The organism is Rhizobium sp. SG570 (assembly GCF_012275345.1).
GTDB classification, from domain to species: domain Bacteria; phylum Pseudomonadota; class Alphaproteobacteria; order Rhizobiales; family Rhizobiaceae; genus Rhizobium; species Rhizobium lusitanum.
Map to the genome: position 1 here is coordinate 110,978 of NZ_JAAZQI010000013.1, position 14,041 is coordinate 125,018.

General features: G+C 60.4%; 15 protein-coding genes. 6 read left to right on the forward strand and 9 right to left on the reverse strand.

Annotation, left to right across the window (positions count from 1 at the left end):
• Nucleotides 1–98 precede the first annotated feature (98 nt).
• Nucleotides 99–1,064 (reverse strand): zinc-binding alcohol dehydrogenase family protein, encoded by a 966-nt coding sequence (locus FHT28_RS24395; protein WP_168597570.1) that lies wholly within the window; start codon nt 1,062–1,064, stop codon nt 99–101.
• Between the two features lie 63 nt (nt 1,065–1,127).
• Here FHT28_RS24395 and FHT28_RS24400 point away from each other — a divergent pair, with 63 nt between their 5' ends.
• On the forward strand, nt 1,128–1,613 hold the full coding sequence (locus FHT28_RS24400) for a MarR family winged helix-turn-helix transcriptional regulator (RefSeq protein ID WP_037196762.1): 486 nt from the start codon (nt 1,128–1,130) through the stop codon (nt 1,611–1,613).
• A gap of 76 nt (nt 1,614–1,689) precedes the next feature.
• On the opposite strand, the gene FHT28_RS24405 is transcribed toward FHT28_RS24400, so the two are convergent.
• From FHT28_RS24405 to FHT28_RS24415, 3 genes are all read right to left on the reverse strand, one after another.
• The gene (locus tag FHT28_RS24405) at nt 1,690–1,890 is read right to left on the reverse strand and encodes a hypothetical protein (protein WP_168597571.1); all 201 of its coding nucleotides are present in this window, start codon (nt 1,888–1,890) and stop codon (nt 1,690–1,692) included.
• 230 nt (nt 1,891–2,120) lie between these two features.
• The gene (locus FHT28_RS24410; RefSeq protein ID WP_037196764.1) at nt 2,121–2,459 is read right to left on the reverse strand and encodes a metalloregulator ArsR/SmtB family transcription factor; all 339 of its coding nucleotides are present in this window, start codon (nt 2,457–2,459) and stop codon (nt 2,121–2,123) included.
• Nucleotides 2,460–2,561: 102 nt separating this feature from the next.
• Nucleotides 2,562–3,332, reverse strand: a complete 771-nt coding sequence (locus tag FHT28_RS24415; protein WP_168597572.1) for an SDR family oxidoreductase — start codon at nt 3,330–3,332, stop codon at nt 2,562–2,564.
• Nucleotides 3,333–3,429: 97 nt separating this feature from the next.
• On the opposite strand from FHT28_RS24415, the gene FHT28_RS24420 reads away from it, so the two are divergent.
• Together FHT28_RS24420 and glpD are read left to right on the forward strand one after the other, a co-directional pair.
• Nucleotides 3,430–4,203 carry a DeoR/GlpR family DNA-binding transcription regulator gene (locus FHT28_RS24420; RefSeq protein ID WP_168597573.1) on the forward strand — a complete coding sequence of 258 codons (774 nt, stop codon included), beginning with the start codon at nt 3,430–3,432 and terminating at the stop codon, nt 4,201–4,203.
• Nucleotides 4,204–4,319: 116 nt separating this feature from the next.
• Complete coding sequence (glpD, locus tag FHT28_RS24425) at nt 4,320–5,831, forward strand: glycerol-3-phosphate dehydrogenase (RefSeq protein ID WP_168597574.1); 1,512 nt, start codon at nt 4,320–4,322, stop codon at nt 5,829–5,831.
• A 10-nt stretch (nt 5,832–5,841) separates the two neighbouring features.
• Here the strand turns inward: glpD and soxR are convergent, their stop codons facing one another.
• Nucleotides 5,842–6,306, reverse strand: a complete 465-nt coding sequence (gene soxR / locus FHT28_RS24430; RefSeq protein WP_047553554.1) for a redox-sensitive transcriptional activator SoxR — start codon at nt 6,304–6,306, stop codon at nt 5,842–5,844.
• Nucleotides 6,307–6,380: 74 nt separating this feature from the next.
• On the opposite strand from soxR, the gene FHT28_RS24435 reads away from it, so the two are divergent.
• Both FHT28_RS24435 and FHT28_RS24440 read left to right on the forward strand, forming a co-directional pair.
• Nucleotides 6,381–6,956, forward strand: a complete 576-nt coding sequence (locus FHT28_RS24435; RefSeq protein ID WP_047553560.1) for an NAD(P)H-dependent oxidoreductase — start codon at nt 6,381–6,383, stop codon at nt 6,954–6,956.
• A 204-nt stretch (nt 6,957–7,160) separates the two neighbouring features.
• Entirely contained in the window at nt 7,161–8,372 is a 1,212-nt protein-coding gene (locus tag FHT28_RS24440) for an acyltransferase (protein WP_168597575.1), read from the forward strand.
• Between the two features lie 37 nt (nt 8,373–8,409).
• Here FHT28_RS24440 and FHT28_RS24445 read toward each other — a convergent pair whose 3' ends face one another.
• From FHT28_RS24445 to FHT28_RS24455, 3 genes are all read right to left on the reverse strand, one after another.
• On the reverse strand, nt 8,410–9,531 hold the full coding sequence (locus tag FHT28_RS24445) for a mandelate racemase/muconate lactonizing enzyme family protein (protein WP_168597576.1): 1,122 nt from the start codon (nt 9,529–9,531) through the stop codon (nt 8,410–8,412).
• A 73-nt stretch (nt 9,532–9,604) separates the two neighbouring features.
• On the reverse strand, nt 9,605–11,104 hold the full coding sequence (locus tag FHT28_RS24450; protein WP_168597577.1) for an aldehyde dehydrogenase: 1,500 nt from the start codon (nt 11,102–11,104) through the stop codon (nt 9,605–9,607).
• Between the two features lies 1 nt (nt 11,105).
• Nucleotides 11,106–12,251, reverse strand: coding sequence for an iron-containing alcohol dehydrogenase (locus tag FHT28_RS24455; RefSeq protein WP_168597578.1), 1,146 nt, complete (start codon nt 12,249–12,251; stop codon nt 11,106–11,108).
• 116 nt (nt 12,252–12,367) lie between these two features.
• Here FHT28_RS24455 and FHT28_RS24460 point away from each other — a divergent pair, with 116 nt between their 5' ends.
• Nucleotides 12,368–13,273, forward strand: coding sequence for a LysR substrate-binding domain-containing protein (locus FHT28_RS24460; protein ID WP_047553573.1), 906 nt, complete (start codon nt 12,368–12,370; stop codon nt 13,271–13,273).
• Between the two features lie 338 nt (nt 13,274–13,611).
• On the opposite strand, the gene FHT28_RS24465 is transcribed toward FHT28_RS24460, so the two are convergent.
• On the reverse strand, nt 13,612–14,019 hold the full coding sequence (locus FHT28_RS24465; protein ID WP_034511671.1) for a F0F1 ATP synthase subunit epsilon: 408 nt from the start codon (nt 14,017–14,019) through the stop codon (nt 13,612–13,614).
• Between the last annotated feature and the right edge of the window lie 22 nt (nt 14,020–14,041).

Below are 14,041 nucleotides of genomic sequence, written 5' to 3' on the forward strand. Positions count from 1 at the left end.
CAACTCTCCCGAATGAGACAGTTAAATGGGCTGGGCCGTCAGCGCAACATTGGAAAAAGGAGTGCGGCATAGGCCGGATCACCGCACCCCACTGGCAATCACGCGCCGCCGTCGATTTCGAAGACGGTGCGCCGATTGCTGTCATCAAGAGGCCAGGCATTTTCGATGTCGGAAAGTGGAACGGTTTTGAAGGCAATCTTGAAGTTTCCCGGCACTGTTGCCCGCAGCAGCTCGGCGGTCGCGTTGATGATGCGGTCGAGAGCGATGCTTCCTATGCCGCTGCCCATCAGCGTGATGGCCGACGACCGCAGCACGGCGCTTGGCAGGCTTATCTCCGCACCGCTGATTGAGCCGACCTGGACATAGCGGATCGGTACCGCATCCCTGCCTGCCTTGGCTGCCGCGATGAGAAGGCTTTGCGCACTTTCACCCCACAAATAGTCGATGACGACATCCACGCCGGACGCGAACTGCTCCTTGAATGCATCTTCCAGAACCGATTTATCCTGGACGAGCGGAATCGTCACATCAGCGCCAAGCCCTTCCAGATCCTTGAGACTGTCGGCATTCCGGCCTGTCGCGATGACTTTGCTCGCGCCGAGATATCTAGCGATCTGAACAGCCAACCGACCCGAGGTCCCGGTTGCGCCGTTGATCAAAACGGTCTCTCCGGATCTGAGCTTTGCCCGCTCTTGATAGGCCGCCCATGACGACATTCCCGGATTGGCGATAGCCGCCGCCGTGACATCATCAAGCTCCTCGGGCAGTTCAACGCACTGGGCGGATCGCACCGCGGCAAGCTCAGCCATGCTGCCATAAGGTGCGTTCGGCAGAACGAAATAAACCCGCCGACCGTCGTCAAGCCGTCCCACACCGTCGATCCCCACGATGAAGGGAAATTGATTGCCGGAACTATAATGCTTTCCCGACGCCCGGCTCTTCACGACCTGGCTGATCGCAGCGGCACTGACGGAGACAAGCTTTTCATCTGCGGATGGGACAGGCGCCTTGAAATCACCAAAGACAGGGACTCGTCCCGCGTCCAGTACGATTGCAGCTTTCATCGCATATTTTCCTTTTTGATCATCCATATTATGTGCATAATACACGCATAAAGGAGACGAGCGATGGCGTCAAGAAATAATGTGCAAAATACACATATACAGCAGCAATTCCGGAAGCTCCACGCAGCAGTGCTGGATATCGTCAGCGTGATAAACCGACCGCAGCGCGACGAAGTGCTCATCAAGGAGGCCGGAATTCCGCTCGAGCGGGCGCTTTTTCCCCTGCTGGTCTCAATCGAGCGCTTCGGTCCGATCGGTGTCGTCGATCTGGCGGATCGCATCGGCCGCGACTACACGACCGTCAGTCGCCAGGTCGCGAAGCTTGAGAGCCTCGGTCTCGTTGCGCGGCAGGCCGGTGCTGCGGACCGCCGTGTGCGTGAGGCTGTTATTGCACCAAAGGGAAAACTGATGACGGACGCGGTGGACGCTGCCCGTGACAGGATCGGCAGTGCGATCCTTGGAGCTTGGGATATCAACGACATCGACGAGCTTGTCAGGCTCATGCGAAAATTTGCCGATGCGTTGAACGAGGATCCCCCAACTGCATAGGAGCGACAGACCGGTGGGTGCAAGTTCAGGTAATCGAGAGACTATTTCGCTTGCGGCAGCGCCTCTCCGGGAACTCTTAGTAACCCATCTCACTACCCGCAGATGAACCTTCAATGAGCGCTATGGCGCCTCGTTCGCGAGAAACTTCATTTCTTGCGCGGGCCGTTTTTTCCAGAAGCTTCGCAAATTCGCTCAACGACACGCGATCGGCACGAAGCATTTGCCGGATCACCGGATCCCGCAAAACTTCCGACATCGTCATTTCACTATTCTGCACGGACTATTCTCCTTCAATGCCATGAAGGCGTATTAGCGCTCCCGCATAACACTGTCGTGTCGTGCAGTTGACGATACGATGATGAATTGAAGGCCAAAACGAGGCTTGGAATGTTTCCGAGCTTCTTGTCGCCGTTCACCTCGGCCTATAGGGCAAAAAATTCGCCGCACCCGACGTTCGGAGGAAAGCGGCGGCATTCCGTCGTCAGCCGACACGCCCGACAAAGACGATCAACAATCGCTCTGACAGAAGGCCTCCTGCAGCCAATTGACCACGGTGCAGATTTCCGAACGGGCGACGGCATAGTGAATGAGCCGCCCCTCACGGCGCGTATCGACCAGCTTTTCCAGGCGCAGCCGCGCCAGATGCTGGGAAACCACCGCCTGCGGCAAGTTAAGAAGCGCCTCGAGTTCCATCACGGTTTTTTCGCGCTTGGCGAGCATGAACAGAATCACCAGCCTCGTCTCATGCGAGAGCGCTTTCAGCAAGACGCTCGCACTGCGCGCCTTCCCTGTCATTTCCTCGATATTATGCTCTGCGGCACCGCCTTGCGGTGGAGACGACGACATGTCACACAGCCTCTAGTGAGAACTAACATAGGGATATGCTTATAATATTATGAATCCGCAAGTTCATTCAAAAGACACGGAGACCAAAAAAGGTCCGATTTCTCAGCAGATAAGCTGCCCGCCATTGATCTCGATCACCTGCCCGGTGATGTACCCGGAGAGCGTCGGTGCGGCGAGGAAAAGGTAGGCGGGGGCACAATCTTCCGGTGTACCCAAACGCTGAAGCGGAATCGAGCGGCGCGTCTGCTCCAGTTTCTCCCTTGAGGAGTAACGCTCATGGAAATCGGTTGATATCGTGCCGGGCGAGACGCAATTTACCCGGATGCCGTCGGGCGCGAGTTCTCGCGCCAAGGCCTTCGAATAGGTGGCAACGAAAGCCTTCGATGCGGAATAGATGGCAGAGCCGGGGCTGCCGCCGGTCAGAGCGGAAATCGATACGGTGTTGACGATCGCGGCTTGCCCTGCGGCCCTGAGCAGCGGCAACAATCCTCTCGTCACCTCCATGACAGCGGTCTGATTGAGGTGGACGATTCTTTCATATTGCTCGTCCGTCACTTCGCCTGCGGGAAAGCGGCCGACCATGGTGCCGGCATTATTGACCAGCACATCGACGCGATCGAATCGCTCGCTGGCGGCGCTGACGAGATCCCGCGTGCCGTTGCCGGCGGCGAAATCGCCTGAGATCAGAAAGGCGCGGCGGTCGGTTTCCGCCTCCATCAGGAAATCGGGCAAGTCGCGCGCGGAGCCCCGCCCGATATGGACGAGAACATGGGCACCGCAATCGAGAAACTGCCTGGCCACTTCCAGCCCTATGCCGCGACCGGCGCCGGTGACCACGACGTTGCGATTTTCGAACAGCTTCGGATGAAACACGACGATCTCCCCAGTCACACAATCCGCGCGTCGGTAATTGCGGAATTTTCACTTTATCATATGATGACAAAAAAACGAAAGAAAGGGAGCGAAGATCATGTTTCTATCCGGACGCCAGACGGAGATACTCGACATCGCCAAGGCGGAGGGGCGCGTGCAGGTGGAGGAACTGGCGCTGCGCTTTTCAGTGACGCCGCAAACCATCCGTAAGGACCTCAACGATCTCTGCGACGGTCGCGTGCTGTCACGCGTGCATGGCGGCGCGATCTTTCCCGGTGGAACCGAGAATGTGAAATATGAGGCGCGCCGCTCGATCGCCGCGCCCGAAAAACAGGCGATCGGCCGCGCAGCCGCCGGCCTCATCCCGAACAACAGCTCGCTTTTCATCAATATCGGCACGACGACGGAAGCCGTCGGAGAGGCGCTGCTCGGCCATCACGAGCTGATGGTCATCACCAATAACATCAATGTTGCCAATAAGTTGCGAATATTCCCATCCATCGAGGTCGTCATTGCCGGCGGCGTCGTGCGCGGTTCCGATGGCGGGATCGTCGGCGAGGCAGCCGTCGACTTCATTAGGCAGTTCAAGGTCGACTACGCCGTCATCGGCGCCTCGGCTATCGATGGTGATGGCGCGCTTCTGGATTTCGATTTCCGCGAAGTGAAAGTGGCGCAGGCGATCATCGCCAATGCCCGGCATGTCATTCTCGTGGCCGACAGCACCAAGTTCGAACGTACCGCCCCGGTGCGCATCGGCCATCTGTCGCAAGTGCACACTTTCGTTACCGACGAATGTCGCGTCGAATCCGTGCGGACGACCGCGGCGGAGCATGACGTTCGCCTCGTGGAAACCTCCCGCCGACAGATCTGACCGGCTCGCTTTCTGTCAAAAAACGTTCGTTTGACATTCGTATCTATTTCGTTTTAGATGGATTGATTTTCGAATTTCCATCTTCACGAGATGGGCTGACCTTTGCGGAGGGGCGGGTGAGCGAACAGATCTACGACATTTTCGTTATTGGCGGCGGCATCAATGGTTGCGGTATCGCCCGCGATGCGACCGGACGCGGCTACAAGGTCGCCCTCGCCGAAATGAATGATTTCGCCTCCGGCACATCGTCCGGCGCCACCAAGCTCATCCATGGCGGGCTGCGTTATCTCGAGCACTACGAATTCCGTCTCGTGCGCGAATCCCTGATGGAGCGCGAAGTGCTTTGGGCTATGGCGCCGCACATCATCTGGCCGATGCGCTTCGTCCTGCCCTATCACAAAGGCGGCATCCGTCCGGCCTGGCTCATTCGCCTCGGCCTTTTCCTCTACGATCATCTCGGCGGCCGAAAGCTGCTGCCGCCGACGGCGACGCTCGATATGAAGACCGACCCGGCCGGCAAACCGCTGAAGGCGCTCTTCACCAAGGCCTTCGAATATTCCGACGGCTGGGTGGATGATGCCCGAATGGTGGTGCTGAACGCCCGCGACGCTGCAGACCGCGGCGCCACGATCATGCCGCGAACGAAGGTGATTTCCGCCCGCCGTGAAGACGCGGTCTGGACAGTCGAAACGGAAAACACGATCACCGGCGAGAAGCGTCTGTTCCGGTCGCGCCTGCTGGTCAATGCCGCCGGCCCCTGGGTCGATCACGTTCTGTCCGACGCCTTCGGCAAGAACCAGGTGCACAATGTTCGCCTGGTTCAGGGCAGCCACATAATCGTGCGCAAGAAGTTCTCCGATCCCCGCGCCTATTTCTTCCAGAACCCGGACAATCGCATCATCTTTGCCATTCCTTACGAACAGGACTTCACCCTGATCGGCACCACGGATCGCGACTACAAGGACGACCCGAAGGATGTGAAGATCAGCGACGAGGAAACCACTTATCTGTGCAATGCCGCGAGCGAATATTTCAAGGAGCCGGTACGAGCAGAGGATATCGTCTGGACCTATTCGGCCGTGCGCCCGCTTTACGACGACGGCGCCTCGAAGGCGCAGGAGGCGACGCGCGATTACGTGCTGAAGGTCGAAGGCGAGGAAGGTCAGGCACCATTGCTCAACGTCTTCGGCGGCAAGCTCACCACCTATCGCCGTCTGAGCGAACATGCGCTGGAGAAGATCGGCGAGGCCATCGGCCTCAAGGGCACGCCATGGACGGCCAAGAGCTCGCTGCCGGGCGGCGACTTCCCGGCCCGCGGCTATGATGCAGAAGTCGCCAAGCTGAAGTCACGCTATCCCTTCCTTGCCGATCAGCATGCGCGCCGGCTGGTGCGCCGTTACGGCACCCGCGCCAGCATGATCCTCGCCGGCGCAAAGACGATCGCCGATCTCGGCCGCTGCTTCGGAAGCGATCTCTACGAGGCGGAGGTGCGCTATCTGATGGAACATGAATGGGCCTATACGGCTGCCGATATTCTCTGGCGCCGCTCCAAGAAAGGCCTTTACCTTTCGAAGGAAGAAGCAGTGGCGCTTGACGGTTACATCGCCGAGAGCCGAGTCCACGCATAAAGCTCTCGCCTCAATCTTCGGGGTCGAGCAAGCGCGGCCCCGCCCCCTCTTCGGAAAGCCTGTCCCAGGGATTTCGCAGCGGACAGCTTTCCAGCGAGAGGCAGCCGCAACCGATGCAGCCGTCGAGCTGATCGCGCAGGCCTTGCAGGCGCCTGATCCGTGCATCGAGATCACTCTTCCATAGTTCAGAAAGCGCTTTCCAATCGGCCGCCGTCGGCGTGCGCCCCTGCGGCAGTGCCTCGAGCGCCGCCTGAACGTCGGCAAGGGGAATGCCGACCCGCTGCGCCACCTTGATGACGGCGACCCTGCGCAGCACCTCGCGGGGATAACGGCGCTGGTTGCCACGGCTGCGATGGCTTTCGATCAGCCCCTTCGCCTCGTAGAAATGCAGCGCCGAAACCGCCACGCCGCTCCGCGCCGCCACCTCGCCGACCGTCAGCAGCCTGGAAAATTGATTGGGCTCGATTTTTTCCATGATACGCTATTGACCTCAACTTTACTTGAGGTCTTATAACCCGAGCTCCAAACCGCGTAAAGCAGGAGCAAGGCATGACAGAATCAACCCGGCTGGCGATCGTTTATGGCAGCACGCGTCCGGGCCGCCTATGTGACCGGGTGGTCAATTGGGTCGCCCGGGAACTGGTGCACTACCCCCTCATTGAGATCGACATCATCGATCCCCTCGAATTCGATTTACCGTCCCAACATGAGCGCGAGCACGCTGGAGTCGCCGCGCTTTCCGCCCGGCTTTCGCGGGCGGACGCCTTCATTGTCGTGACGCCCGAATACAACCACAGTTTTACGGCCTCGTTGAAATTCGTGCTCGATCTCGTCTACGAGCCATGGCACGGCAAACCCGTCGCCTTCGTTTCCTATGGCGGCATCTCCGGCGGCCTGCGCGCCGTCGAGCAGTTGCGGCTGGTCTTTGCCGAACTGCATGCCGTGACCGTGCGCGACACCGTGAGCTTCGCCAACCCCTGGGGCAGGTTTGCCGAGGACGGCTCGCTCGAAAATCCGATCGAGGCGCGTCAATCGCTCGTCCGATTGATCGCGCGGCTGAACTGGTGGAGTGCCGCCCTGAAACCGGCCCGCGTCACTCGCCCCTATCGCTCGGTCGCTGCCTGATCATCATCCACAATATCCGAATCCGGTCTTTCGTTTCTGGCAGGTGCGAAAGGCTGGTTTGACGTCCGGGCCCTCCTCCACCACGGACCCGGACGTCTATCACTCGCCGGAGCGAGACACAGTTGGCGCATAATCGCGACGATACTTGCCGATACCGCATCGATGGCTTAACCCACTACGGAGAAGATTTCGGCGGGGAGGCTGATGGATAAGACCGCGCGCCTGGGAGGAGCGGATTTCATGCGCGCCGTCGCATGTCTGATGGTCCTCGTTCACCATCTCGTGCTTCGAATGAATTTCTACAAGATCCCTCCGAGCCTGGATCTGACCTTCATATTGGCTCGTTTCGGCAATCACGGCGTCTCGGTCTTCTTCGTGCTTAGCGGCTTTCTTCTCGCACGTCCCTTCTGGCTGGCTCTGGATAAAGCCCAGCCGCTGCCGTCTCTGAAGATTTACGCGATGCGCCGAGCCGCGCGCATCCTTCCGGGCTTCTGGGTCGCCCTGACGGTCGGCTTCGTGATCAGCTTCACGATCTATGGCTTTCCGCTCGATGCGGAGCTCGTCAGCCGCTATGTCGCCGGCTTTTTCCTGATGAGCCAATGGCATTGGCGCACCTTTTTTCCGGTACAGGGCGACGGGCCATTGTGGTCGATCCCCTTCGAGACGACCTGCTATGTCCTGTTGCCGATTGGCTTCCTGCTGCTGTTCAATGAGAAGCTCAGAGCGCGCTCCGCTCTCGTCAGTCGCCTACTATGGATCGGCACCATCGCGGCCGCTCTGATCGGCCATTGGCTGATAGTTACCTATCTTCCAACGGACAGCGCCGGGCGGGGATGGCAATATGGCTTTCAGGGCGGCGCCAAGGAATGGATGCCGCGCTACAACCCCATCGGCTTCTTCGCAATATTTGCGATCGGCGCACTGGCGGCCGGAATCCAGACCATCGTCCCCGCCCGCCGTTCGACAATATACGATGTCATAGGCGCGCTTGCGATCATCATGGGCGCATGGCAGCTACCGCAGTCGATCGGCGGTCCAGGAGAAGGCTATGCCTGGCTCGGCATTCCCTATCAATTCCCGCTGCTTCCGCTGGCGGTCGCCATCGCTCTTTGCACTCTGCCGCAATCGCTGTTGCTGGCAAAGGTGCTCGACAACCGCCTAAGCCGCTATGTCGCCACCGTCTCCTTCGGTGTTTACATCTGGCAGGATATCGTCCTGACGCTGATGCCACAGCTCCTCCCCTCGTCCTTCGGCTCAGGCTCGGACGACGTGCTGGGCGGTTGGATAGTCTCAAGCCTGATCGCAACCGCCATCATCTTCGCCATCGGCACGCTAAGCTATATGCTGCTGGAACGCCCCGTCATCGATTGGGCACGGACACGAGAAAACAGAGCCACCCGACCCGCCACCGCGTGACGGGTCGGGGAGAATATCATCGCGGAACGGAAGCGCCTCAGACGCGCGTCGCCTCCAGACGCTCCTCATCGAGAACGATGCCGAGACCCGGCGCTTCCCCGAGATCCAGCCAGCCCGCTTCGTGCTTCAACGGCGATGCCATCGGATAGTCGCGGCGCGCCTCGCTCCATTCCGGATTGTCATAGGGATATTCGAGCCAGGCGACATCGCCGACCCCTGCGCTCAAATGCGCATTGGCGAGAACGCCGATGCCGTTCGTCCAGGAATGCGGGGTGAACTGCACGCCCGCCTCGCGCGCCTGATAGACGAGCCGCCGGCAACCGGTGATGCCGCCAACGAGCGCCACATCGGGCTGCACGACATCGAAGGCGCGCTCCTCGATAATGTCGCGGAACTCATAAAGCTCTCGCGTCATCTCGCCGCCGGCGATGCGCAGCGATGTCGCCTGCTTTAGCTCCTTCATGCCCTTGCGGTCGGACCGATGCAGCGGCTCTTCCATCCAGTAGACGCCGAGACGTTCCAGTTCTCTCGCCACCGTCAACGCATCCTTGAACGTCCAGGAGAGCGTCGTATCCCAGGGCATGCGCCAGCCCTGATTGCAATCGACCATGAGCTCCAGCCTGTCGCCGACGCGGGCGCGGATCGCCTCCAGCGCCTTGACGTCTTCGCGCCAGCCGCCACGGCCACCTGCCGACGAGGAGAAGCGCACCTTCATCGCCGGAAAGCCTTCCTCGATGTAGCGCTCGGCCTGATCGGCCATTGCTGACGGTTCGCGCAGCACGCCGGAGGATGCATAGAGCCGCACGCGGCTGGCGCGGCCGCCCAGCATGCGCCAGACAGGCTCGCCGGTGACCTTGCCGGAAAGATCCCACAGCGCCAGATCCATCGGCCAGCAGCGGCCATAATGGAAGTTGATATGCGACAGCACTTCGTAGTGACGCTCGAGATGCCGGGGATCCTGCCCTATGAACAGATCCTCATGGCCCTCGAAGCCCTTCATGAGATCGCCGGAGCCGATGCCTTCGCGGCCCTCGTCATCCCTGACGCGCACGATGGTCGCATCGAAGTGCCGGCGCGGGCGGCCGTCCCAACTCGCCTTGAACGCCGGATCGAGCGGCAGGCGATGATGGGTGATCTCTATGGAAACGATCTTGCTCATGGTGGCTCCCTCTCCCCAAGCATGATCCCGAAACACCCGAAGCCGCTTTCGAGACCATGTTGATTTTTATGTCTTAGCCGAATTGCTGCCAGATGGTCTTGTAGTCGCAATATTTGTCGATCGCATGCACCGAGCGATCGCGCCCAAAACCAGATTGCTTGAAGCCGCCGAAGGGTGTGGCGAAGTTCGACATGTCATAGGTGTTGATCCATACCGTGCCAGCATGGATCGCTTCGGAAAGGCGATGCGCCCGATCCATATCCTTGGTGAAGACGGCGCCGGCGAGGCCGTAGATCGTATCGTTGGCGATCCCCAGCGCTTCCTCTTCCGTATCGAAGGGAATGGCGGCAAGCACAGGCCCGAAGATCTCCTGCCGCGCCAGGCTCATGTCGTTGGTCATGTCGACGAAGACGCCCGGCGAGACATAGTATCCCCCGGTCTCGCTCAGAACACGCTCGGCTCCGAAGGCGCGGCGCGCGCCTTCCTTCTCCCCGGCCGCAATCATCGCCAGCACCTTGTTCATGTGCTCTTCCTCGATCAGCGCGCCGATCTGGGCGCCGGGATCGAGCGGGTGCTTCAGCGCAATATCCGAGCGCGTCACCGCCTCGATCTTCTCGATCAACTTGTCCTGCACCGAGCGCTGCACGATCAGCCGCGTCGAGGCATGGCAGGTCTCGCCGGAATTGTAGAAGCAACCCCAGGCGGCAGCGACCGCGGCCGCATCGAGATCGGCATCCTCGAAGACGACGAGTGGCGACTTGCCGCCGAGCTCCAGCGCCACGCGCTTGACGTTCGATTGCGCAGCATAACCCATGATCAGCTTGCCGACCTCGGTCGAGCCGGTGAACGCGATCATGTCGACATCCATGTGCAGCGCCAGCGGCTTGCCCGTCTCCTCGCCGTAACCGGTCACGACGTTGAGGACGCCGGCAGGCAGGCCCGCCTCGAAGCCAAGTTCGGCCAGGCGGATCGCCGAAAGCGAGGATTGCTCGGCCGGCTTCAGCACCACGGAATTCCCGGCAGCGATAGACGGCCCGAGCTTCCAGGAATCGATGATCATCGGATAGTTCCAGGGCGTGATCGCGCCGACCACGCCAATCGGCACCTTGCGCACCAGTGCGCGGGCATTCGGGCCTGTCGGGGCGATCTCGTCATACATCTTGTCGATCATCTCGCCGTAGAACTGGATACCGTCGGCGCAGAGGCGCACGTCGACACCAAGCGACGCCATGACCGGCTTGCCGACGTCAAGCGTCTCCAGCATGGCAAGCTCATCGCCATGGGCACGGATCAGCTCGGCCCATTTCAGCATGATCCTCTTCTTTTCCAGCGGCTCCTTCTTGCGCCAGACACCACTTTCGAAGGCGGCGCGGGCGGAAGTGACGGCGGCGTCGATATCGGCGGCATTGCCGCGCGCCAGCTGCGCACCGGACTTGCCGTCCATCGGGCGGATGCGGGTGAAGGTCTCGCCGGAAGAGGAAGCGCGAAAGGCGCCGTCAATGAAGTGGCGCCCCTCGAGCTTCAGGCTGGAGAGAACATTTTCCCAATAGTCGCGTGTGTATTCCTTGGTCATCTCAGATTCCTTTCGGCAGCGCCATGACGGCGGCCGCAAAATGATCGATGTCGGCATCCGTTACATCGCGGATGGTCGAGCGCCGCATGGGCTGGTTTTCCGGCGCGCGCATCTCGCGGGCAAGATCGGTGGCATCGAACGGCTTAAAGGCTGATGGCAGCGACCGCGTGATCCCGCAACGATCCATCCAGTCGGAGACGAAGGCCGGCAGTTCGGCGGCATTGGCCACGCCGCAAGCCTTTGCCGCCGCATTCAGTTCTGGCGTATCGGCTTCGACCAGCCAGCCAAGCGTCGCCTCGAAGCCGAGCGCGGTCGCAAGACCATGATGGACCGGCGCCAGGCCCGCCAGCGCATGGCTGACATTGTGGGCGATCGCCGTGCCGCAATTGTCGATGGCGATGCCGGCAAAACAGGAACCGAGCAGCACATCGCCACGGGCGGCGATGTCATCTGGCTGCTTGACCGCCGTCTCCAACGCGCCTGTTATCAGCCTCAGCGCCTGATGCGCATAGAATTGGGCGCCGCGATGGGTGTTGCGGTTCGTCGCCGCCTCGAAAGCATGGATGAAGGCATCAAGGCCGCACCACGCCGTCAGGTTGGCCGGCAGCGTCTTCGTCAGCGCCGGATCGAGGATGACGAGATCCGCCTTCGTCTCCGGACCCCAGATCCAGAGCTTCTTGCCTTCGGGGCCGGCAAAGATGTTCGTTGCCGAGGTCTCCGAACCCGTGCCGGCCGTGGTGGGCACCATGATCTTCTTCAGCGGGTTCTTCGGCAGCGGGTTGGCGGCCAGCGCGTAGTGCATCGGGTCCTTGCCGGAGGCTGCGCAGCAAGCGACGATCTTGGCGATATCCAGCGCCGAGCCGCCGCCGATGCCGATCACCATATCCGCGCCCTCGGCGACCTGAATGGCGGCCTGCAGATGCGCGAGTTTCGGCTCGCCGGAAAAGTCCGAGAAGACCTGCGTCTTTACACCGGCTTCCGCGAGCTCAGCGCCGATCTTGCCGGCAAGGCCCGACTGCGCCAGGAAAACGTCGATGACAAGCAGAACGGCTCCGACGCCATCGAAGGATTTGACTGCTGCGGGAAGGTCGGACAGGGCGCCGTCGCCGAAACGAATGTCTGGGATGGCGGAAATGGAAAAGGACACGAGGGATCCCCTGATAAATGCGGCTGATATGATGTCGTGATCCTGCATCACAATTTCAGATCTTCAAATCCGGGCAATTATCAGGAATATTGATGATCTGAAGTTATGGAGAGCCCATGCTCGAGAAAATACCCCTGGAAGCCTTCCGCGTCTTCGACGCCGCCGCCCGCGCGATGAATTTCTCCCGCGCCGGCCGAGAGCTGAACATCACCCAGGCCGCCGTCAGTCGCCGCATCAAGGGACTGGAGGACCACCTCGGCGCGACGCTGTTTACCCGGCGCGGCCGGAACCTGGCACTGACGCCGGAAGGCGAACGGCTGTTCCAGCGTGTACGCGCCACGCTGGAATATCTCGAAGAGAGCCTGGAGCCCTTCCGGGCCGGCACGGGCGAGATTATCTCGATTGCAGCAAGCGGCTCCATCTCGCATCTCTGGCTCGGACAACGACTGAGGGATTTCGGCAAGGAAAGCCCCGGGATCTCCGTGCGCCTGCTGACGACAGACGTCCATTCCGAACTCGCATCGGAAAACAACGATCTCATCATCATCTATTCCACCGGCGAGCATCCGCGCTGGAGCCTGACGCCGCTGATGAAAGAGGTGCTGGTGCCCATCGCATCACCAGACTACCTGGCAATTCGCGGATTGAACCCGCAGGCATTGACGTCGGTTGATATTGCCGCGCTTGATCTTATCGATTACGAGCGTGCCAACGCCCACTGGATCAGCCTACGTCAATGGTTCGGCCGTATCGGCGACCCCTTGAAAGGCAAGCTGCCGAGGCCGCGCCTTTCCTTTTCGACCTATATCATGGCTGTGGAGGCGGCGCTTAGGGGCGAAGGCATAGCGCTTGGCAGTCTCGGCCTTGTCGAAGAGTATCTGCAATCCGGTGCGCTCGTCACCGTCGGTACCGACCGTGTCGAGAGCGGCTTCGGATACTATCTCGGCGCACCACGCTTCCGTTCGCTCTCTCCGGAAGCGTTGCAGTTGCACCGGTTCCTGCTGCGCGGACAACAGGCCTGATGCGATTTCGGGAGGAATATCCCCGCTGCTTTCGCCGTGAGAAGTCGGAGATTTAAAGGGGTTGCGGTCGCTCACCACCTGCCCTCGTGGTTCGAGGGCGCTTACGCGCCACCTCATCATGAGGGCTAACCCGTTATGCCAGACCTCATACTCGACAAACCTCACGCCATTGGAACTAGCTTATGCTACGGCGCCCGCTCCATTCTCACCCTGAGGTGCGGAGGCTCCTGTGCTTGTCGAGGGGGCGAAGCCTCGAAGGGCGAGCATGGCCCACGCCCTCTGACAAAAAAAGCGGCCCAGAGGACCGCTTTCATCTCGACTATTGCATCCGGATCACATCAATCCTGCGGGATCGAGCCGCGCAGATGCGAGAGTTCCATGATGAAATGCTCAAGGCGCGATTTGTGCTCGTGATGCTCGGCATCTTCAAGCTCGGCCTTGGCAGCATTGATGCGGCGCTCCAGCTCGTCGCGACTCATGTCCTCGACCGTAACGGCGGATTCGGCCAGCAGAGTGCAGCCCGTCGGCAGGATGTCGGCGAAACCGCCGAACACGACGTAATCCTGCTTCTTGCCCGAGGCCAGGTGCACCTTGACGACACCCGGCTTGATGGTGGTCATGGTCGGCGCGTGATGCGCCATGACAGTCATCTCGCCTTCCGAGGCGGGGATGACGACATCGATAACCTGCTCCGACAGGAGCAGGCGCTCCGGAGAAACCAGTTCGAAATTGAAATTGTCAGCCATGACCCGTCACTTCTCGATTGTC